Origin of the sequence: Streptomyces sp. NPDC047869, assembly GCF_040704065.1 — a bacterium.
Classification (GTDB): Bacteria; Actinomycetota; Actinomycetes; order Streptomycetales; family Streptomycetaceae; genus Streptomyces.
Genome location: NZ_JBEYRK010000028.1, coordinates 90,339 through 111,256, shown reverse-complemented (window position 1 = coordinate 111,256; position 20,918 = coordinate 90,339). Strand labels below are relative to the sequence as shown.

Sequence of the window (20,918 nt, the reverse complement as noted above, 5' to 3'; positions counted from 1 at the left end):
AAGCGAACAAACCCCGCGAAGTTTCCGATGTTGTCTAGGCCCACCGTCAAGCATCAGCTGAGACCAGAACGTCAAACATCACCTGGGACTAGACATGTCGTCTGGGATGCGCCACAAGGGCGCGTCGTACTGCTCCGGCCGGCTATTTATGAGCAGCTGCCGCAAGTCGTCGCGCTGAGAGCCGCTGAGATTCATCGCCTCAGCGATGCGGCGGAACGTCGTATGGCTGAGGCCGCGGGCTCGGGCTTCGTGCTCGAACTCCTCGAGCCGCGGCCAGATAGCCGCCCGGTCCAGCTTGGCCGGCTGCCGGTCGTTGAGCCACAGGGCCTTGTTGCGCTCGTAGTCGATTTCCGACGATCCACAGATCTCGCGGCTATGAGCTTCGGCCTCATCCAGGTGCGCCGTTGCCATGATGGCTCGGGCCAGCTCATTGCGGCCGATGGCGTCGTCCAGGTCGACCTCGTGCACCCGCGGGCTCTCATCCGTGAGCGGTACGGGGAGGCCTGCGTCTCGGATCTCACATGTGCCTCGTACGCCCCGGGCCGCTGCCGCAAGGAGGGCCGTCGCTTCGGACGGGTGCCACTCCAGGACGGCGCTGATCGCGTCTGTGTCACTTGCGGTGAAGGTGTGGACGACGGCGCCCAGCACGTCCCCCAGGTCTTCCGGCTTGAGCTCGCCGTCCATTCCCGGACCCGCGACCAGGAGTCGCACCGGTGCGTTCACCTGGCAGCATGCGGCAAGCGTGAGTGCGTCAGCTAGTGGGCTCTTGAGTGTCGGCTCGTCGCCCCGCGCGAGGATGTCCCCACCGACGTCCAGGAGGTCGATCGACTCGGGCTCCATGTGGCTCACGAGGTCTTCGAGCTGATGGGTGAGGCCTTCGGCGCCCCCGGACGGGTCGAGTAGCGCCAAGGTGTGCGGGAGCTCCGCTGCGAGACGGGGGAGCGTGGAGCCTGCGGGCGCGATGGGACGGGCCTCTGCCGGCACTGCCCAGACGGCCGGGGTGAGACGTCGCAGGCCGGTGAAGTCATCGGGCCGCCTCGGGCCCGGTAGCGGGTCGATCAGGAGGCGGTCCCACGCGTACGTGAGGATCACCGCCTGGTCCTCCCCGCCGTAGAGAGCGGCGTGGAGCATTGCGGCGGCGACTGCGTCGCCCCCTCCTCCTGCTGCGACGATCAACCGCGTCATGCGTTCAGACTACGGGTTCACAGGTTGGCCACTCACTCTATAGTGGCTAAAGGCCATAGCCACTTGGACTAGGAGGGGAAGATGCCTCAGATCGAGGAGGCGCAACCGAAGTACCTTCAGATCGCCCACTACATCCGTGACCAGATCCTTCGGGGCGACCTGCGCCCGGGGGACGAGGTGCCCTCGGAACGACAGCTCGCCGTGGACTGGAAGGTGTCCCGCCCTACGGCAGCGCGGTCACTGGAGGCATTGAGCCATCAGGGCCTGGTCGAGAAGCGTCAGGGCTCGGGGACCTATGTCCGCAGTCTCGAAGTGAACCGGCGCGCAAGGGAGTTGTACGGACGGGCACGGCAGACTGGGAAGATCTATACGCCCGGGGAGTACGCGGTGATTACTTCGGCCGGCTGGCTGGAGGCACCGGACTACGTGGCCGAGGCACTGGGTCTGGTGAAGGATCGTCGAGCTGTGCACCGCCGTCGCGTGACGAACAACCAGGACGGTCCGATCACGCTGTCCACATCCTGGTTTGCTCCGGAGGTCGGCCAGCGAGCGCCCAAGCTCACGGATCCGGAGCGCATCCAGGAAGGGACGCTCATGTACGTCGAGCGGATGACAGGTCGTCAAGGTAGCTACGCCGAAGACCGTATGTGCGCTCGGGCTGCAACGGACGAGGAGGCGGATGATCTGCGGCTGGAACCGGGATCCGCGGTCCTCATCGTCCATCACGTCGTCTTTGACCTCCAGGATCGGCCCCTGGAGTTCGCCGCAGCCACCTACCCGCCGCACCGCTGGGCGTTCGAACAGGGCTACCCGCTCACCTGACGACTCGCCAGTTATGGCGAATCGCTTGCACCACGCAAGTGGCTAATGCCACTATCCAGAAAGTGGCTAAGGCCACCTGAAGGAGAAGGGGGCACGATGTGACGAGTCGTGGGCCGGTACAGGGTGCGCGATTAGCTTGCCGGGGGTGTCGGGGGCGTGGCTGGAAACGCGTCGGCTCTCGGACGGAGCTGGCGCTCTCCACGGCCACCGACCGCAGCCGTGCCACGTTGAAGCGGCGCTGCCTCGACTGTGACGGCAGCGGCAAGGAGTGAGCACCCATGGCGTACACGATCGACCGATACCCGTGCCAGGACTCACCGCGACTCGGAGCGATGACCTTGCATCCCGTTCCGGAGTCCGTGCCGCGGGCCCGGCGCTGGTTCCGGAAGTTCATCGCTCCTCACAACCCAAGCTGCTCGGTCGACGACTGCGCGCTGATGATCTCCGAGCTGGTGACCAACGCCATCAGCTATGGCAAGTCGGATGACCCCTGGCTGGTGCGGGTCGAGTGGTTCCGTGAGGGGACCTCGCTCCGCGTCGAGGTGCATAACCCGGGCTTTCCGGCGAACGTGCGGCTGCGGCACCCTGAGGCGAACGACGCGCACGGGCGGGGGCTGCTTCTGGTCGACTCAATCGCCGACTCGTGGCACTCGGGGCCCAGCTACTTCGGTGGAACGGTCGTCTCCTTCGTGGTGGCCGATGCTTGGTCGGCGTGACGGGATACCCACCCCTTCTACTGTCGGTGTGCAAGTGTCGCTAGTCTGGTTGACCAGTTGACTTGGCCAATCCCGACAGGCGGCGTTCATGGCGTATGAAGTGGAGCCTCCGAAGTATGTGCGCCTCGCGCAGACGCTTCAGCGCCGTATCGAGGACGGGACCTACGAGCCGGGTAGTCGTGTGCCGAGTGAGAACCAACTGGTGCAGGCCTTCGGTATGTCTCGCCCGACCGTCGTCCGAGCGCTGGAGCTGCTAAAGCGAGACGGTTGGCTCGAGTCCCGGCAGGGGTACGGCACGATCGTCCGCGGGCGTCCGGAGATTGTCGAGCACAAAGACCGGCGGGGGCGCGAGGCGCTGGAACGCGACGAGTCGCAGGATGCAGGCCGGCTGATCGAAGTCGGGCACGTGGCTGTCCCGGCTCGGGTCGCTTCTGCGCTTGGCCTCCCGAAGGGGGCCGACGTGCTCGTGCGTCGCTTCCTGGTCAAAGAGGGCGGCGAGTCTGTCGAGTTGGTCTCGTCGTACTTCCCCGCCGGCCTGGCCGAAGGCACTGACCTGGGTTCCGATAAGCCCTTGAGTGGAAGTACCCGCGAACTCCTCGAGGCGCGCAACAAGGTCCGCTTTGATCACGTGATCGAGCGCGTGTCGGCTCGGCTGCCCGAAGAACGTGAGGCCGAGCTATTGGGGTTGCCGGACGGCGTCCCCGTTCTGAGTGTCCTGGTTATTGCCTGCGACGCCTCTGGTCGGTCCTTGCAGGTCTCCGACGTGCTTCTACCGGCTGACCAGCACGAACTCGAAGACACCTACCGCCTGAGCTGATGCCGTCCTTCGGGCGAACCTCTGCCGCAAGCAACTTGACAAGTCAACCTGGCAACTCTAACTTCAGACTTGCTAAGTCAACCTGTCAGGTTGGCAGGTTGATCGACTCCTAGAGGGAGAATCCCTGTGCGTGTGATCCGCATTGACGCCTCCGCCGCCACGATCCTGCTTACTGAGGCCCCGGCGCCGAAGGTGCGCGACCGGCAGACCGGCGAGATCGCCAAGGATGCGTTGACCGGCGAAGCGCTGATGACCGTCGGCGTCGTCTACATCGACGAAGGGGAGTAGTCGCTGATCCAGGTCACCGTTCCGACAAGCGGAGTGACCGAGGGCCTGACCGTCGGGGCACCGGTCTCGCTTCCGGGCCTGGTGGCGCGGCCGTGGCAGAGCGTCTTTAACGGCCAGGAGCGACACGGGATCGCCTACCGGGCGACCGCCATCGCTCCGGGTGCCTTCCCGATGGTCCAGGCGGGCTGATCGCTGTGACGGACCTGGTGACGTTGGCGGAGCTGGGCAGTCCGCTCGTCGTGATAGGCGGCGCCGCCTACGTCCGGCATGCCTCCCCGGCGGCGTACTGGTCCACGGTCGGGCTGCCGCTCTCGGTGGCCCGGCTGCTGGCCTCGTACTCCTCGACCATGGACGCCTGCGGCCTGACCGTGGAGCCGTCCCGGTGGCGGGCTCTGGCTGTTCGGGCGACCACCCGCCGTGAGGTGCGGCCGGTGCCTCCTCGTCGGGGCATCATCCGGCCTACATCGACTGGTCTACGCATGCGGCTCCGGCTGGTTCCTGGACAGGAGCCGGCGGACGTGGCGGCTTCGGCCGAACGACTTCGGCATGCCTGGGGCGTTCACGCAGTTCATGTGCGGGACGTGAAACCGGGTGTCGTCGAATTGCGGCTCGTCGGTTTCGACGTCCTGCAAAAGGTGAGGATGCCCCGTCGCTCTGACAATCGCCCGCTTGAGGTGCCCGTGGCGTTACGGGAAGACGCGACCGCCTTCGTGCGGGACTACCGGACCGTTCCGCATGAGCTTGTGCTCGGTGCCACGCTCTCGGGCAAGTCCATGTACCTGCGGAACCTGGTGACCGGGCTGGCAAGTCAGCCGGTCGTCCTGGTCGGCATCGACTGCAAGCGCGGGGTCGAGCTGGCGCCCTTCGCGCTACGGCTCTCCGCCCTGGCAACCGACCCGGACCAAGCGGCTGAACTGCTACCCGTGCTCGTCAAAGAAATGGAGGACCGATACGACCTGATCAAGACGCGACAGGGCATCGCGCCCGGCACCGCTGAAGAGCTGATCACCTCGGACATCTGGGGACTGCCGGAGGACGAACGCCCCGCTCCGCTAGTGCTCGTCATCGACGAGATTGCCGAGCTCTTCATGGTCGCCACGCGGAAGGAGGAGGAACGGCGGGATGAGATGGTCACCCAGCTCATCCGGCTCGCCCAACTCGGCCGGGCCGCCGGCATCTACCTCGAAGTCTGCGGGCAGCGCTTCGGTGCCGAACTCGGCAAAGGCGCGACCATGCTCCGAGCGCAGCTCACTGGCCGTGTCTGCCACCGCGTGAACGACGAAGCGTCGGCGAAGATGGCGCTTAGCGACATCGCCCCAGAGGCCGTCCAAGCGTCCTGCGCCATCGCTCTCGAGCTGCCCGGTCTGGCCGTCGTCGGCGACACCTCCGGCGGCTGGTCCCGCATCCGTACTCCCTATCTCTCCCTAGCCGACGCTGCGGCCACCTGTCGTGCGACGGCTCACCTCGCGCCTGACGTCCCGGCGCTCAATCCTTTCCGGCCCTACGTGCCGCTACTGCCGGTTGCGGAGCCTGACTCCGTGGCCTCGGCTCGCCCGCTCACCGAGTAACCGCACTCACTCCCAGGGCTGGCACGGCCATCTCGTGCCAAGTCCCTACCCCCTCCATGCCTGGAACTGGAAGGAGTCGCGCCGTGCGTGCCCTGTCCGTCCGCCTCGACGCCGTGCTCGTCCAAGCGGTAATCGCCGCCGCGTTGTCCTTCGCTCACCTGCACGATCTGGCCTCGGCCGCCGGACAGCACGGATGGAAGGCATGGGCCTACCCGGTCTCCGTCGACCTGCTTCTCGTGGCTGCCTGGCGGCGGCTCCGGTGCGGTGGGGCGAAAGCAGCCGGCTGGTGCTGGTTCCTTGTCGCCCTGACGGCCTCGCTCGGCGCCAATGTCTCCACGGCCGGGCTGCTCGACCTGGGCGCCGTACCGGCCTGGCTGCGCATCCTCGTAGCCGGATGGCCCGCGGTCGCCTTCCTTGGCGGAACGCTGCTCGCTCACGGTGCAACCTCCGTCACCCGGGCGGAGGGGCGCGAGTCGGCCACGGATCCCATGGCACCAGAAGCTTCCGCCTCTGCCCCTCAATTGCCCGCTGCAGAGCCGGAACTGGCTCCGCCCTCCGCTTCTGCGGTTCCGCCGGCGCTCATCACACTCGCGCGCAAGGTCGCCGACGAACACCGCACCCGGACCGGAACACCGATCGACATCTCAACCCTTCGAGCCCGGCTCGGCGTTCCGCTGCCGCTGGCCGAAGCCATCGCCACCCAACTCACCTGACCCGGAGGACTCTCCACCGTGCGCCCGTCCACGCTCCGCGCGCTGCAACGCGCCGCCGAGCTGACCCGACAGAACCGCCTCACCGAAGCCGTGCTCATCGCCGAGCCGGTGATCCTCGCCGCCGACAGCTACGAGGGCGACGAGATCTTGCGCTGGCTGGCCGAGCACGCCACCGACTTCACCGGCGTCAACCCGAAGGAGACCCGCTGATGACCGCCAATCGCCGCTTCCGCAACGTCACCCGCATAGGGCCTGTTCAGGTTGCCACCTACTACGACGGCCGGGGTCGTGAGAAGCACACCGTAGCCTGCACGGCTCCTCGCTGCGGCTTCGCCACTGACTACGACAGCCGTGCCGCCGCCGAGCTGGCCGCCCGGACCCACCGCTGCGCCGTCCGCTGAGGGAGCTCCCGTGACCGTCTCACTGCCGCTCGTCTTCGTCCTGGGCGCCATCACCTGGGCCGCGATCAAGTTTCTCGGTGTGCGGCTCTGGGTCGCCGTCGCGATCGCGCTGTTCGGCTTCTGGCTCTCGCACACCTTCCTCGCCCCCGCCATCGAGTCCGGCACTCGCTCCGGTGTCGGCGTCGTCGACAGCACCCACAAGTGACAAGGAGGTATGCCGTGCTCCGCCCCAAGCTGCCCGACATCCCGACCCTGCCGACGACCGCCATCACGCCTCAGCCGACGCAGGCTCCGCCCTCCTCGGCCGGCCACTCGGCCGCCCCGTTCTTGAGTGTCGGTGTCGGCGCGGTCGCCGCCGTGGTCGTCGTCGGAATCGTGCTTACCGCACTCCTGGCGGCAGTCGCCGTCTCGGCCGTGTCCGTGGCCATCGCCGCCGTGGTCCTGCGCTCCCTCATCAGCAACGCCAACAAGCGCTGACCGGCCGCCGGGGCGGCAACAAGCCGCCAAGCATCCCGCCGCCCCGGGGCCGTCCCTTCCAACCGTCACAACAGCCGAAAGGAACTGCCATCATCACCCGGCAGACTCCGCCCCCGCTGGCGGAACTCTCCATGCTGGCCTCCCTCGGCACCATGCCCGAGCTGGCTCACCAACTTTCCGGACTGGGCGGCTGCACCCACCCCGTCCGCCTCGACGGCCACCGCACCGAATACGCGGTGGACCAGACGACCGGCGAGATCGGCCGCGTCCTACACCACCTGGACTCCTCGGCCCTGCCCGCCGGTCAGCTCCTCGTCCGCTGCAACAACCGCCGCGCCACCCGGTGCGCGGCCTGCGCCGAGACATACCGTCGCGACACCTACCACCTGATCACCGCCGGACTCCGCGGTGGCAAAGGCACCCCGGAGAGGGTAGGCACACACCCGCGCGTCTTTGCCACCTTCACCGCCCCGAGCTTCGGCCCGGTCCACAACCGACCCTCCGGCGGCCGGAACTGCCGTTGCGGCATCCGGCACGAGGAAGGTGACGCCGTCCTAGGGACGCCACTCGACCTCGACTCCTACGACTACGAGGCGGCCGTGCTGTGGAATGCGCACGCAGGGGCACTGTGGCGGCGATTCTCGATCTCCGGGAACTCGTGGGACACACTCAAGAAGGTAGGGCGGCGTGAAGTCTCTCGACGTCAAGGTCTGGGGTGTGCGTAAGCGGGACACCAAGACGCCCTCTTACGGAGTGCGCTGGTCTGTCGCGGGCAACGTTTTCTCGGACTCGTTCCGTACCAAGGCGCTCGCTGATCACTACCGAGCGAAGCTCATGAGTGCCATGCGGGGCGGCGAAGAATTCGACACGGAGACTGGTCTTCCGGCTTCGATGGAACAGAAGAAGTCGCCGCTGTCCTGGTACGACTTCGCCCTCAGGTACCTCGCGATGAAGTGGCCCCACGCTGCGCCCAATACGCGCGACGGCATCAACGAATCTCTTACCAGCGTGACCATGGAACTTCTCCTGGAACGGCCAGGGCGGCCGTCCGACGAGGAGATCCGTAAGGCCTTACGCAACTGGGCCTTCGTGCTGCCAGGGCCCAAAGACCGGGAGGTTCCAGATAACGTCCGGAACGTTCTGCACTGGGTGGCAAAGGCCTGTCGGCCGCTTGCGGATCTCGCCGAACCGGCAACGGCCCGTGCGGTGCTCGACGGGCTGAAGCTGAAGCTCGACGGCACCGCGGCAGCCGCCGAGACAGTGCGGCGCAAGCGGCGGACTCTCGTCAACGCTGCGAACTACGCGGTCGACCTGGGGGAGCTCCGCGAGAATCCGATTACGGCGGTTCGATGGCAGAAGCCGAAGGTCTCGAACCAGGTCGATCCGCGCGTTGTCGCCAACCCGGAGCAGGCACGCAACCTCCTGGCGGCGGTGTCCTACGTGGGCGGCTACCGGCGTGCTCGCGGCCGGCGCCTCGTCGGACTGTTCGCGGCTATGTACTTCGGTGGCCTCCGGCCCGCTGAGGCAGTCGGCCTGGTCGAGACCGACCTCGTCCTCCCCGAGCAGGGCTGGGGAGCGGCGCTGCTACACCGGACCCGTCCTTCGGTCGGCAAGCAGTGGACGGACTCGGGGGAGACCCACGACGACCGCGGGCTCAAGAATCGACCGACCGAGGACGTTCGGCGTGTGCCCCTCCCGCCCCAGCTCGTCGCCGTCCTGCGCGAGCACCTGGCCACGTTCGGCACGGCGGAAGACGGGCGGCTCTTCTTCAGTGAGAAGGGTTCGGTCGTCCCGTCCTCGACCTACTACCGCGTCTGGCAAGAGGCTCGGCTCCTTGCGCTTCCGCCGGCCGTCGCGGCATCTCCGCTCGCGAGTAGGCCGTACGACCTTCGGCACTCGGCGCTGTCGACATGGCTCAATGCCGGAGTGGACCCCACCGAAGTTGCGGAGCGCGCTGGCAACAGTGTTGAGGTCCTGCTGACGCGCTATGCGAAGTGCATCGACGGACGGCAAGATGTCGCCAACCGGCGTATCGAGGAACTGCTGCGCGAGTACGAGTGATCGGCCGGTGCGCTGTCGGTGCTGTCCTTTACGCTGCGCCTCGATTGAAGAGCTCAGGTGGGGAGGGACAGAGGTGGGCGGTAACGCATGGCAGGACACTGGTCCGTATCAGCGTGATCTGGAGGCCGCATTCCGGCAGGCCCAGGAAGAGGAGCTGGCGCGGGACAACCACGGTTTCGAGGGCCGGTCTGTCGAGGAGCTGTGGCGCGACCCGGAGTGGCAGGAATACATTCTCACCGGCGGCACGGGCACCGTGCTGGATTTTCTCTGCATGATCGACGCCACGGACGCCGACGACGGCCCGTTCATGCGGCTGCTGACCGATGATGAGGTGCGTGCGTGGGCTCCTCACGGCCGGCCCACCTACGCGGAGTGGGACGCCGCCCTCGACTCCGAGCGGTTGGGCTTCCCTGGCCGCGCTCAGGGGAACTGCACGGTGCTCTACCGCGACGGCCGGCCTGTGCAGATCGGCTACTGGGGGGTCACCGCTGACTAGCGGGCCGGCCTCGTGATCAGGCTCAGTGGAGGAGGCCCCTCGGTGGCCCCCGGACTCGTCCGGGGGCCACCGACGTTTCCGGATGGTGACCAGGGCAAACGCCTCAAGATTCCTGGCCGCGAATAGTCCACAGACCCCGACATAGGGCCGCCCTGGGCGGCACACGCCTGCACATACGCGTGTCGTGTGATCACCTCAGGTCAAAACTGTCCGCGCTTCCGTAAAACAGCTCACCGAGCGGGGAAGGTGAGCCGCAGAACGATCTCGCCGTCGTCGATCTCCCCGGTGGGCTCGAAGCCGAACTTCTGGTAGAAGGGCCACGGCTCGCCGTCGCCGGGCTCGTAGCTGGTCAGCAGCTCGGTGGCGCCGTCCGCGTGCACCAGGGTGGCGACCTGCGTGAGCGCCTCTCGGCCGATCCCTCGCCCCTGGTACCGCTTGTCGACGAGGAGGCGCCAGAGGAAGTGTCGCCCTTTGTAAGGACCGGCCGGCGGTTTCCACGACAGCATCACGAAGCCGACTGGCTCGTCGCCGCGGTACACGGCGCGGTACCAGGGATTGGCCTCCGGTTTCTTCGCCGCCTCCTTGAGTGAATGGGACACGGAGGCGACGAACTGCTTCTGGTCACCTCGGACGCGGAGGGCACGGACGGCATCCCGGTCGTCGTCGGTGATCTCCCGTAGGTGCACGCTCGGGGATCTCATGCCACACCCCTTCCGCATCCGGCAGCTGCGCCGTCCCGGCCTACGTGAAGAGCCGATACCGGGCGGCATTCCCGCGCATCCGCGTTGTCGAGGCCGCCAGGTCGGACGTCTTCGCAGCGTATTCGACCCAGGCGATCTGGAGCGGGACTGGCACGCCGGGCTGTGACCGCGCCCAAGGCAGCTCCTAGGAGAGCAACCTGGCCTGACGCGGCGATGCGCATGCGCAGGCCCCTTCGTCAGTTAGATGGGCTGACCTGGGTAATCGCTCGGCCGCGACCGGCTCCCCGTCGACCCGCGGACGAGCCGGATGCCGCAGTCGAACGTGATCGCCGGAGGTTTCCTTCGAAACTTACCGAAAGGCTATTGACTTATGGCATCTGGTGTGCATCGTGATTAGTAGGCCATAACACCGAAAGAGTTGCAAAGTCGATGAGGACGTCTAGCCGGCTAGTGACTTGGACAGGATGTGGTTCAGGCCCCCAGCAAGCCGGCGCGATACCGAGACAACAGTGACGACTGAAGTTTCAGGACACGAGCAGTACTACTGGGGACTGTTTTTTGCCCTCAAGGCGCGGCCACTGCACTGTGCTCTACCGCGACGGTCAGCCGACCGAGATCGGCTACTGGGGGTCACCGCCGATGAACCGACCCTCAGGCCCCTGGACTTGTCCCGGGGCCTTGCTGTTTGTCGGGGCTGACCTGGGCAGACGTCTCAAGATCCCGTCCACGCCTCGTCCACAGACCCGGGCATACGCCCGCTCCGAGCGACACACGCCTGCACAAACACGAAGACCCCGGCCTCAGCGTTTCCGCTGGTGACGGGGTCTTTGGGCACCTAATCCAAGGTGCCCCCGGCAGGATTCGAACCTGCGCACACGGCTCCGGAGGCCGTTGCTCTATCCCCTGAGCTACGGGGGCGTGTCGGGCGCTGAGCTGTTCGCTTGCGGCGACGGGTAGAACACTAGCAGGTCCGCCGGGGTGATCAGGAACGGGTTTCGCAGGGTGCGTCGGGGCGGGTCGGCGGAGGTGGGCAACGGCGGGTCGGCGGAGGTAGGCAAGGGCGGGTCGGCGGGGATGGGCAGGGGCGGGTCGGCGACGTTCCCCCGCGCGGGGTGGAAGTGGGGAAAAGCCGGACGCGGTGGCCGGTGCCGACCTACTCTCGAGTTGTGCCAGGCGCGTCGGGCCGGGTGCTTGTTGTGGACGACAACAAGGTCATCCGGCAGCTGATCAGGGTCAACCTCGAGCTGGAGGGGCTTGAGGTCGTGACCGCGGCTGATGGTGCCGAGTGTCTGGATGTCGTACATCGGGTTCGTCCCGATGTCGTCACCCTCGATGTCGTGATGCCCCGGCTGGACGGGCTCCGGACCGCCGCGCGGCTGCGTGCGGACCCTCGTACGCATGACCTTCCGCTCGCCATCATCAGCGCCTGTACCCAGTACGAGGTGGAGAGCGGGCTCGACGTCGGTGTCGACGCCTTCCTCGCCAAGCCCTTCGAACCCGCGGAGCTCGTGCGGCTCGTCACGCAGCTCATCGAGCGGAAGCCCGGACGCAGCGGCCCCGGTCGGCACGGGGACGGCGAAGGCCAAGGGGACGAAGAGGGCGACGCCGACGAGGGCAGTGGGGGAGAGGGCGGAGGCGGTGATGGGGCGGGGGTAGCGGTGGGCTGAGTGGGGGCATGGGGAGACTGATGGGGCGGACCCCACCCCTCTGCCGTCTCGCACCGTAAAACCACTTCGCATACCCACCCCCCACCTCCCCTACGCTTGTGCCGTGACCCCCGTCGAGCTCTCCCGCACCGTGTTGCACTCGGTGCGTGCTGCCGTGGACGGCGGGGAGCTGTGTGTGGAGCCGGGCGTGCTGCCGGAGCGGGTTGTCGTGACCGAGCCGGGGCCCGGGGGGTGTGGGGACTACGCCACCAATGTCGCCCTTCAGCTCGCCCGGGCTGCCGGGCGGGCGCCCCTGGATGTCGCCGGCGTTCTCCGCGAGCGGCTTCTCGAAGCCGATGGCATCGACGACGTCGTCGTCACCGGGCCGGGGTTTCTCAACATCACGCTCGCCGACAGTGGGGAAACGGCGGTTGGTCTCGTCGCCGAGATCAGTCGGCTGGGCCTCGCCTACGGCCACGGTGACGCGCTCGCCGGGCGGGTCGTGCTGTTGCGGGTGCCGTACGAGGTGCGGGCCGAGGTCGTGGCCGATGCCGTCGTGCGGATCGTGGCCACCCAGGGCGGGCGGGCCGAGGTCGGGCACGGGGAGCCGGTGAATCTGCGGCCCGTGCCGGCGCCGGAGGATCCCGCGCCGCTCGGGGCCGACGCCGCCCAGTGGGCGCTGCTGCACCCCGCGGCGCACGACCGGCCCCGGATCACCGCCGACCACCTGGTGCAGCGGGAGGGCAATCCGCTGTTCCGGGTGCGGTACGCGCACGCCCGTACCCGGGCCATGACCCGCAATGCCGCCCGCCTCGGGTTCGGTGCCGAGCCCGGACCCGTGGCCGCCCCCGAGGTGGTCGCCGCCCTCGCCGGCCACCCCCGCATCCTCACCGCGGCCGCCACCCATCGCGCCCCGGACCGGCTCGCCCGGCATCTCGTCACCGTCGCCGACGCCGTGCTGCCCTTTCTGCCCACCGTGCTGCCGCGCGGCGAGGAGAAACCCTCGGCCGCCCACCGTGCCCGGCTCGCCCTCGCCGAAGCCGCCGGGACGGTGCTGGCCGGTGGCCTGTCCCTGCTCGGCATCGACGCACCCGAACACCTCTGAGGCCATCCCAGGACGCCCCGGAGAGAGACAGAGAGTCTGAGAGTCACGTCATGAGCCGTTCCGCCCACCCCGCCGGGCCCCGTCACGCCGATGTCCTTCCCGAGGGGCACTACTCCGCCCCGCCCGCCGACCTCAACGCCCTCGACCCCAAGGTGTGGGCGCAGACCGTCGGCCGGGACGAGGCCGGTGTCCTCACGGTCGGCGGGATTCCCGCGACCCGGCTCGCCGAGGAGTTCGGCACCCCCGCCTACATCCTCGACGAGGCCGACTTCCGGGCCCGGGCCCGCGCCTGGCGCACCGCGTTCGGGGCCGACGCCGACGTGTTCTACGCCGGGAAGGCGTTCCTGTCCCGGGCCGTCGTGCGGTGGCTGAACGAGGAGGGGCTCAATCTCGACGTGTGTTCTGGCGGTGAGCTGGCCACCGCGCTGTCCGCCGGGATGCCCGCCGAGCGCATCGCCTTCCACGGCAACAACAAGTCGGTGGCGGAGATCGAGCGGGCGGTCGAGGCCGGGGTCGGGCGGATCGTGCTCGACTCGTTCCAGGAGATCGTGCGGGTCGCGCACATCGCTCGGTCGCTGGGCAGGCGGCAGCGGGTGCAGATCCGGATCACCGTAGGGGTCGAGGCGCACACCCACGAGTTCATCGCCACCGCCCACGAGGACCAGAAGTTCGGCATCCCGCTCGCCGGCGGTCAGGCCGCCGAGGCGGTCCGGCGGGCGCTCCAGCTCGACAGTCTCGAGGTCATCGGGATCCACAGCCACATCGGCTCGCAGATCTTCGACATGTCCGGCTTCGAGGTCGCCGCCCACCGGGTGGTCGGGCTGCTGAAGGACATCCGGGACGAGCACGGGGTCGAGCTGCCCGAGATCGACCTCGGCGGCGGCCTCGGGATCGCGTACACCAGCGCCGACGACCCGCGCGAGCCGCACGAGATCGCCAAGGCGCTGACCGAGATCGTCGGCCGGGAGTGCGAGGCCGCCCGGCTGCGCACGCCGCGCATCTCGGTCGAGCCGGGCCGTGCCATCGTCGGACCGACGGCGTTCACGCTGTACGAGGTCGGCACCGTCAAGCCGCTGGAGGGGCTGCGGACGTATGTCTCCGTGGACGGCGGGATGTCGGACAACATCCGTACCGCGCTGTACGACGCGGAGTACAGCGTCGCCCTCGTCTCGCGCGCCAGTGACGCCGAGCCCGTGCTCAGCCGTGTCGTCGGCAAGCACTGCGAGAGCGGGGACATCGTGGTCAAGGACGCGTTCCTGCCCGCCGACCTGGCGCCGGGCGACCTGCTCGCCGTACCCGCCACCGGCGCCTACTGCCGGTCCATGGCCAGCAACTACAACCACGTGCTGCGCCCGCCGGTCGTCGCGGTGCGGGACGGCGAGGCGCGGGTGATCGTGCGGCGTGAGACGGAGGAGGACCTGCTGCGTCTCGACGTCGGCTGACGGGGCCGGCATCGGCCGGGGCCGGCTCACGGGCTCTGACGTCGGTCGAGGGGGGGGAGGGGTCGGGAGTGCCGGAATCACTGGTTCCGCGGGGCTTGGTGAACCGCGGGACAAGGGCCGGAAGATCTTCGGTCTTCTCATCCCGGAAAAATGAAATAGATGTCTCACGATCCGGACGAAGGGTAGAAACTCCCGTCCGGTGAGTGAGACTGGTCCAACCGTAGACGGTAAGAGGAAACGAGGTCGGATGATGCGTACGCGTCCGCTGAAGGTGGCGCTGCTGGGCTGTGGAGTGGTCGGCTCAGAGGTGGCGCGCATCATGACGACGCACGCCGACGACCTCGCCGCCCGGATCGGGGCCCCGGTGGAACTGGCCGGGGTCGCCGTACGCCGGCCCGGCAAGGTGCGTGAGGGCATCGACCCGGCCCTGGTCACCACCGACGCCACCGCCCTCGTCAAACGCGGCGACATCGACGTCGTCGTCGAGGTCATCGGCGGCATCGAGCCCGCGCGGAGCCTCATCACCACCGCCTTCGAGCACGGCGCGTCCGTGGTCAGCGCCAACAAGGCGCTGCTCGCCCAGGACGGGGCCGCGCTGCACGCCGCCGCCGAGGAGCACGGCAGGGACCTGTACTACGAGGCCGCCGTCGCCGGTGCCATCCCGCTGATCCGGCCGCTGCGCGAGTCCCTCGCCGGTGACAAGGTCAACCGGGTGCTCGGCATCGTCAACGGCACGACCAACTTCATCCTCGACAAGATGGACTCCACCGGCGCCGGCTACCAGGAGGCGCTGGACGAGGCCACCGCGCTCGGTTACGCGGAGGCCGACCCGACCGCCGACGTCGAGGGTTTCGACGCCGCCGCCAAGGCCGCCATCCTGGCCGGTATCGCCTTCCACACGCGGGTGCGGCTCGACGACGTCTACCGCGAGGGCATGAGCGAGGTCACCGCGGCCGACTTCCGCTCGGCCGCGGAGATGGGCTGCACGATCAAGCTGCTCGCCATCTGCGAGCGGGCCGCCGACGGTGCCTCGGTGACCGCGCGGGTGCATCCCGCGATGATCCCGCTGAGCCACCCGCTCGCCTCCGTGCGCGGCGCCTACAACGCCGTCTTCGTGGAGTCCGACGCCTCCGGGCAGCTCATGTTCTACGGCCCCGGCGCCGGCGGTTCCCCGACCGCCTCCGCCGTGCTCGGCGACCTGGTCGCCGTCTGCCGCAACCGGCTCAACGGCGCAACGGGGCCCGGTGAGTCGGCGTACGCGGCCCTGCCGGTCTCGCCCATGGGCGAGGTCGTCACGCGGTACCACATCAGCCTCGACGTCGCGGACAAGCCGGGTGTACTGGCGCAGGTCGCGACCGTGTTCGCCGAGCACGGGGTGTCGATCGATACGGTTCGCCAGCAGGGCAAGGACGGCGAGGCCTCCCTCGTCGTCGTCACCCACCGCGCGTCCGACGCCTCCCTGACCGGGACCGTCGAGGCGCTGCGCAAGCTCGACACCGTGCGGGGTGTCGCCAGCATCATGCGGGTTGAAGGAGAGTAACCAGCAATGACCCACCAGTGGCGCGGAATCATCGAGGAGTACCGGGACAGGCTGCCGGTATCCGACACCACGCCGGTCGTGACGCTCCGCGAGGGCGGCACGCCCCTCGTGCCGGCGCAGGTGCTCTCCGAGCGCACGGGCTGTGAGGTCCACCTGAAGGTGGAGGGGGCCAACCCCACCGGATCCTTCAAGGACCGCGGCATGACCATGGCCATCTCCAAGGCCAAGGAGGAGGGGGCGAAGGCGGTCATCTGCGCCTCCACCGGCAACACCTCCGCCTCGGCCGCCGCCTACGGGGTGCGGGCCGGGATGGTCTCGGCCGTGCTCGTGCCGCAGGGCAAGATCGCCCTCGGCAAGATGGGCCAGGCCCTGGTGCACGGCGCCAAGATCCTCCAGGTCGACGGCAACTTCGACGACTGCCTCACGCTCGCCCGCGCTCTGAGCGAGAACTACCCGGTGGCGCTGGTCAATTCGGTCAACCCGGTGCGTATCGAGGGGCAGAAGACGGCCGCCTTCGAGATCGTGGACATGCTCGGCGACGCCCCCGACATCCATGTCCTGCCGGTCGGTAACGCGGGCAACATCACGGCCTACTGGAAGGGCTACAAGGAGTACGCCGCCGACGGCGTCTCCGCCCGTACCCCGCGCATGTGGGGCTTCCAGGCCTCCGGCAGCGCCCCGATCGTGCGCGGCGAGGTGGTCAAGGACCCGTCGACCATCGCCACCGCGATCCGCATCGGCAACCCCGCCTCCTGGGACTACGCCCTCGCCGCCCGCGACGAGTCCGGCGGTGCCATCGACGAGGTGACGGACCGTGAAATCCTGCGCGCCTACCGGCTGTTGGCCGCGCAGGAGGGTGTCTTCGTGGAGCCCGCCTCCGCTGCCTCGGTGGCCGGTCTGCTCAAGGCGGCCGAGCAGGGCAAGGTGGACCCGGGGCAGCGCATCGTGTGCACCGTCACCGGCAACGGGCTGAAGGACCCGGACTGGGCCGTCGCAGGCGCGCCGCAGCCGGTCACCGTCCCGGTCGACGCGGCCACCGCGGCCGAGCGCCTCGGCCTGGCCTGAGCGCCCGCGGGCCCGGGAGACCGGGCTCGGACCCCGTCCCGCGGGGCGACCCGTGGCAGGGTGCACGGGAGGTCCACGACACGCATCGTGCGCCTCCTGTGCGCCCTATGTCGCCGCGGAACCTTCCTTCGATAGGCTGTACTGAACCCGCCTACCGCATATGCCCCCGCGTGTGGGCACGGGCCGCGCCGTCTCCGCGACCCGACGGGTCTTCGTACGTCATCGAATGTCCATCGAAGCGATCGAGCGGCATTCGACCCCACGGATGTCCTTCGACACTCAACGCAGCTCAAGGAGAGTCTTCGAGCGATGGCCGGTCCAGCTTTCCGCGCCGCCGCCGTACGGGTGCGCGTCCCTGCCACCAGCGCAAATCTCGGCCCGGGCTTCGACGCCCTGGGCCTCGCGCTGGGGCTGTACGACGACGTCGTCGTCCGGGTGGCCGACTCCGGTCTGCACATCGACATCGCGGGTGAGGGCAGCGAGACCCTGCCCCGGGACGAGAGCCACCTGCTCGTCCGCTCCCTGCGCACGGCCTTCGACCTGCTGGGCGGACAGCCCCGGGGCCTGGAGATCGTCTGCGCCAACCGCATCCCGCACGGCCGCGGCCTCGGCTCCTCCTCCGCCGCCATCTGCGCCGGCATCGTCGCCGCCCGCGCGGTGACCATAGGCGGCGAGGCCCGGCTCGACGACGCCGCGCTGCTCGCGCTGGCCACGGAGATCGAGGGTCACCCCGACAACGTGGCCGCCTGTCTGCTCGGCGGTTTCACCCTCTCCTGGATGGAGGCCGGCGCCGCCCGGGCCATCAGGATGGAGCCCGACGATTCCATCGTTCCGGTGGTTTTCGTGCCCGGGAAGCCGGTGCTCACCGAGACCGCGCGCGGTCTGCTGCCGCGCACCGTGCCGCACGTCGACGCCGCCGTCAACGCGGGCCGTGCCGCCCTGCTCGTCGAGGCCCTCACCAGGCGCCCCGAGCTGCTGCTGCCCGCCACCGAGGACCGTCTGCACCAGGAGTACCGCGCCCCGGCCATGCCGGAGAGCGCCGCGCTGGTGGAGCGGTTGCGGGCCGACGGGATCCCGGCCGTCATCTCCGGCGCCGGACCCACCGTCATGGCGCTGGCCGACGCCGGCAGCGCCGACAAGGTGTCCCGCCTCGCGGGTGAGGGCTGGGCCGCCAACCGGCTGGACCTCGATGTTCAGGGAGCGAGCGTGCTGCCGCTCGCGACCTGAGACACGGTTGCCGGATTTGGAGAGGGGGAATGTTTGTTGGATCCGGTAGTGTTAACCTCAAGTCTGCACCCGACCCCACCATGGCGAGGTGCTTCGTGTCCCCGTCCGGGACAGACATCCTTCCGGGAGCCTCCCACACCACTCCGTGTTCCGTGCGCCGTACCTGGGCAGTACGACGTATGCGGACTCTGAGCGGGACTCTGGGCACGCTCCGGAATCGGTGCTACCACGCCACGTGACACTGGGTGCCACGACTCGCGGAAGCGCCATCACCAGAAATTCTCTTCCGCCGCTTTGGCGGACCACCGCCCCGGCACGGTTCATCGAAGACAGGACCGTGATCCGGACAGCACAACCGGTCGCCGAGCCAGACAGGCCGACGTCCGCTCCAGGGAAGGACCCTTCGTGAGCGACACCACCGATCTGATGGGCGCACGTGTCGAGGAGACCGCTGCCGCGCCCGCCACGGACGCCTCCGCGCCTGCCAGCGGTGCCGGCTCCCGGCGGCGCCGCGGTACCGGCCTCGAGGGCATGGTGCTGGCCGAGCTGCAGCAGGTCGCATCCGGCCTCGGCATCAGGGGCACCGCGCGTATGCGCAAGAGCCAGCTGATCGAGGTCATCAAGGAGGCCCAGGCCGGAGGGGGCGCCGCTCCCAAGGCGGAGGCGGCCACCGAGACCAAGCCCAAGCGCCGGGCCACCTCCAAGGCCCGCACCGGCGAGGACGCCGCCGAGAAGAAGGCGGACAAGGCGGCCGAGGCTCCCGCCGAGAAGGCCGTGGCCCAGCAGCAGATCGAGATCCCCGGTCAGCCGGCCGGTGGCGCCGCCCGTGCGGGCGAAGCCGAGCGCGTGGGAGACGACGCCCCGGCCGAGCGGCGTCGCCGCCGTGCCACCGCCGAGGCGGGCAGCCCGGCCGCCGGCGCCGAGAGCGTCGCCGCCGAGGCGAAGGGTGAGTCCAAGGGCGAGACGCCCGCGCAGCAGCAGGGCGAGGCCCGTGGCGACGCCGGTGACGGCGACGGCCGTGGCCGTCGTGACCGCCGCGAGCGCGGCCGCGACCGGGACCGCCGCGGCAAGGGCGACGACCAGCAGGGCGGCGGCCGCCAGGACCGGCAGGACCGTCAGCAGCAGGGCCAGCAGCAGGGCGGCGGCCGGCAGGACCGCAACAGCGGCCCGCAGGACGACGACGACTTCGACGGCGGCCGCCGTGGCCGTCGCGGGCGCTACCGCGACCGCCGTGGCCGCCGTGGCCGCGACGACATCGCCGAGCCGCAGGTCGCCGAGGACGACGTCCTGATCCCCGTCGCGGGCATCCTGGACATCCTCGACAACTACGCCTTCATCCGGACCTCCGGCTACCTGCCCGGCCCGAACGACGTGTACGTCTCCCTCGCCCAGGTCCGCAAGAACGGCCTGCGCAAGGGTGACCACATCACCGGTGCGGTCCGCCAGCCGAAGGAGGGCGAGCGCCGCGAGAAGTTCAACGCGCTGGTCCGCCTCGACTCCGTCAACGGCATGGCGCCCGAACACGGCCGTGGCCGCCCGGAGTTCAACAAGCTGACCCCCCTGTACCCGCAGGACCGCCTCCGTCTGGAGACGGACCCGGGCGTGCTGACCACCCGCATCATCGACCTCGTGTCGCCGATCGGTAAGGGCCAGCGCGGTCTGATCGTGGCCCCGCCGAAGACCGGCAAGACCATGATCATGCAGGCGATCGCCAACGCGATCACCCACAACAACCCCGAGTGCCACCTGATGGTCGTCCTCGTCGACGAGCGTCCGGAAGAGGTCACCGACATGCAGCGGTCGGTGAAGGGCGAGGTCATCTCCTCGACCTTCGACCGCCCGGCGGAGGACCACACCACGGTCGCCGAGCTGGCCATCGAGCGCGCCAAGCGCCTGGTGGAGCTGGGTCACGACGTGGTCGTGCTGCTCGACTCGATCACGCGTCTGGGCCGTGCGTACAACCTCGCCGCCCCGGCCTCCGGCCGCATCCTGTCCGGTGGTGTCGACTCGACCGCCCTGTACCCGCCGAAGCGGTTCTTCGGTGCGGCCCGCAACATCGAGGACGGCGGCTCGCTCACCATCCTCGCCACCGCCCTGGTGGACACCGGGTCCCGCATGGACGAGGTGATCTTCGAGGAGTTCAAGGGCACCGGCAACGCCGAGCTCAAGCTCGACCGGAAGCTCGCCGACAAGCGCATCTTCCCGGCGGTGGACGTCGACGCGTCCGGTACCCGTAAGGAAGAGATCCTGCTCGCCCCCGACGAGCTCGCCATCGTCTGGAAGCTGCGCCGGGTGCTGCACGCCCTCGACCAGCAGCAGGCGGTCGAACTGCTCCTCGACAAGATGAAGCAGACGAAGTCGAACGCCGAGTTCCTGATGCAGATCCAGAAGACCACGCCGACGCCCGGCAACGGCGACTAGCCGGTAGGCACTGGGTAAGAAACGAGGGCCGCCCCCCGTCACCACGTGACGGGGGGCGGCCTTTTGGCGCTGAGAGGGAGGGGAGCGCATCACGCGCCCCACTCACCACATCTCTCCCTGGGGGGGAACCGCCTTGCCCACGCCCGAGCCCGGGCGGCACAGACGCCGGATACGTCTTGCCGTCCCCCTTGCCGCGGCCGGTGTCGCCGCCGCCGTGACCGCCGCGC

General features: G+C 69.0%; 20 protein-coding genes, 1 tRNA gene and 2 pseudogenes. 20 read left to right on the top strand and 3 right to left on the bottom strand.

The window, feature by feature from the left end; translation table 11 throughout:
* Positions 1-78: 78 nt before the first annotated feature.
* Positions 79-1,185, bottom strand: a complete 1,107-nt coding sequence (locus AB0924_RS29450) for a DUF1152 domain-containing protein (RefSeq protein ID WP_366912976.1) — start codon at positions 1,183-1,185, stop codon at positions 79-81.
* An 81-nt stretch (positions 1,186-1,266) separates the two neighbouring features.
* Here AB0924_RS29450 and AB0924_RS29445 point away from each other — a divergent pair, with 81 nt between their 5' ends.
* The 13 genes and pseudogenes from AB0924_RS29445 to AB0924_RS29385 all read left to right on the top strand — a co-directional run bounded on the left by AB0924_RS29445 (position 1,267) and on the right by AB0924_RS29385 (position 9,544).
* Entirely contained in the window at positions 1,267-2,007 is a 741-nt protein-coding gene (locus AB0924_RS29445) for a GntR family transcriptional regulator (RefSeq protein WP_366912975.1), read from the top strand.
* A gap of 278 nt (positions 2,008-2,285) precedes the next feature.
* Complete coding sequence (locus AB0924_RS29440; protein WP_366912974.1) at positions 2,286-2,723, top strand: ATP-binding protein; 438 nt, start codon at positions 2,286-2,288, stop codon at positions 2,721-2,723.
* 88 nt (positions 2,724-2,811) lie between these two features.
* Positions 2,812-3,540 (top strand): GntR family transcriptional regulator, encoded by a 729-nt coding sequence (locus AB0924_RS29435; RefSeq protein WP_366912972.1) that lies wholly within the window; start codon positions 2,812-2,814, stop codon positions 3,538-3,540.
* A gap of 126 nt (positions 3,541-3,666) precedes the next feature.
* Positions 3,667-4,017: pseudogene (locus AB0924_RS29430) on the top strand (hypothetical protein).
* A 5-nt stretch (positions 4,018-4,022) separates the two neighbouring features.
* On the top strand, positions 4,023-5,396 hold the full coding sequence (locus AB0924_RS29425; RefSeq protein WP_366912971.1) for an FtsK/SpoIIIE domain-containing protein: 1,374 nt from the start codon (positions 4,023-4,025) through the stop codon (positions 5,394-5,396).
* A gap of 83 nt (positions 5,397-5,479) precedes the next feature.
* Positions 5,480-6,109 (top strand): DUF2637 domain-containing protein, encoded by a 630-nt coding sequence (locus AB0924_RS29420; RefSeq protein ID WP_366912970.1) that lies wholly within the window; start codon positions 5,480-5,482, stop codon positions 6,107-6,109.
* 18 nt (positions 6,110-6,127) lie between these two features.
* Entirely contained in the window at positions 6,128-6,319 is a 192-nt protein-coding gene (locus AB0924_RS29415; protein ID WP_333772388.1) for a hypothetical protein, read from the top strand.
* Complete coding sequence (locus AB0924_RS29410) at positions 6,319-6,510, top strand: mobile element transfer protein (protein ID WP_366912969.1); 192 nt, start codon at positions 6,319-6,321, stop codon at positions 6,508-6,510. Before AB0924_RS29415 ends, AB0924_RS29410 begins: the two co-directional genes overlap by 1 nt.
* A 10-nt stretch (positions 6,511-6,520) precedes the next feature.
* A complete protein-coding gene (locus tag AB0924_RS29405; RefSeq protein WP_366912968.1) occupies positions 6,521-6,715 on the top strand; it encodes a hypothetical protein in 195 nt (64 codons plus the stop codon).
* 14 nt (positions 6,716-6,729) lie between these two features.
* Entirely contained in the window at positions 6,730-6,987 is a 258-nt protein-coding gene (locus tag AB0924_RS29400; RefSeq protein ID WP_366912967.1) for a SpdD protein, read from the top strand.
* 131 nt (positions 6,988-7,118) lie between these two features.
* Positions 7,119-7,634: pseudogene (locus AB0924_RS29395) on the top strand (replication initiator); the annotation flags it as partial.
* 40 nt (positions 7,635-7,674) lie between these two features.
* The gene (locus tag AB0924_RS29390) at positions 7,675-9,048 is read left to right on the top strand and encodes a site-specific integrase (RefSeq protein WP_366912965.1); all 1,374 of its coding nucleotides are present in this window, start codon (positions 7,675-7,677) and stop codon (positions 9,046-9,048) included.
* Between the two features lie 73 nt (positions 9,049-9,121).
* Positions 9,122-9,544, top strand: a complete 423-nt coding sequence (locus AB0924_RS29385) for a hypothetical protein (protein WP_366912964.1) — start codon at positions 9,122-9,124, stop codon at positions 9,542-9,544.
* 230 nt (positions 9,545-9,774) lie between these two features.
* Here the strand turns inward: AB0924_RS29385 and AB0924_RS29380 are convergent, their stop codons facing one another.
* Positions 9,775-10,245, bottom strand: coding sequence for a GNAT family N-acetyltransferase (locus tag AB0924_RS29380; RefSeq protein WP_359552344.1), 471 nt, complete (start codon positions 10,243-10,245; stop codon positions 9,775-9,777).
* An 846-nt stretch (positions 10,246-11,091) separates the two neighbouring features.
* Positions 11,092-11,163: transfer RNA gene (locus AB0924_RS29375), tRNA-Arg, on the bottom strand.
* A 200-nt stretch (positions 11,164-11,363) separates the two neighbouring features.
* Here AB0924_RS29375 and AB0924_RS29370 point away from each other — a divergent pair.
* The 7 genes from AB0924_RS29370 to rho all read left to right on the top strand — a co-directional run bounded on the left by AB0924_RS29370 (position 11,364) and on the right by rho (position 20,691).
* Positions 11,364-11,912 carry a response regulator gene (locus AB0924_RS29370; RefSeq protein WP_366912981.1) on the top strand — a complete coding sequence of 183 codons (549 nt, stop codon included), beginning with the start codon at positions 11,364-11,366 and terminating at the stop codon, positions 11,910-11,912.
* 103 nt (positions 11,913-12,015) lie between these two features.
* Positions 12,016-12,996 (top strand): ArgS-related anticodon-binding protein NrtL, encoded by a 981-nt coding sequence (gene nrtL, locus AB0924_RS29365; protein WP_366912963.1) that lies wholly within the window; start codon positions 12,016-12,018, stop codon positions 12,994-12,996.
* 50 nt (positions 12,997-13,046) lie between these two features.
* Positions 13,047-14,438: a diaminopimelate decarboxylase gene (gene lysA, locus AB0924_RS29360; protein ID WP_358935920.1), complete on the top strand. Its 1,392-nt coding sequence runs from the start codon at positions 13,047-13,049 to the stop codon at positions 14,436-14,438.
* A gap of 247 nt (positions 14,439-14,685) precedes the next feature.
* Positions 14,686-15,978, top strand: coding sequence for a homoserine dehydrogenase (locus AB0924_RS29355; RefSeq protein ID WP_199212011.1), 1,293 nt, complete (start codon positions 14,686-14,688; stop codon positions 15,976-15,978).
* Between the two features lie 6 nt (positions 15,979-15,984).
* Complete coding sequence (gene thrC, locus AB0924_RS29350; protein ID WP_199212012.1) at positions 15,985-17,043, top strand: threonine synthase; 1,059 nt, start codon at positions 15,985-15,987, stop codon at positions 17,041-17,043.
* 309 nt (positions 17,044-17,352) lie between these two features.
* Positions 17,353-18,270, top strand: a complete 918-nt coding sequence (thrB, locus tag AB0924_RS29345; RefSeq protein WP_358935925.1) for a homoserine kinase — start codon at positions 17,353-17,355, stop codon at positions 18,268-18,270.
* Positions 18,271-18,675: 405 nt separating this feature from the next.
* Positions 18,676-20,691, top strand: a complete 2,016-nt coding sequence (gene rho / locus AB0924_RS29340; protein WP_366912962.1) for a transcription termination factor Rho — start codon at positions 18,676-18,678, stop codon at positions 20,689-20,691.
* Positions 20,692-20,918: the final 227 nt, after the last annotated feature.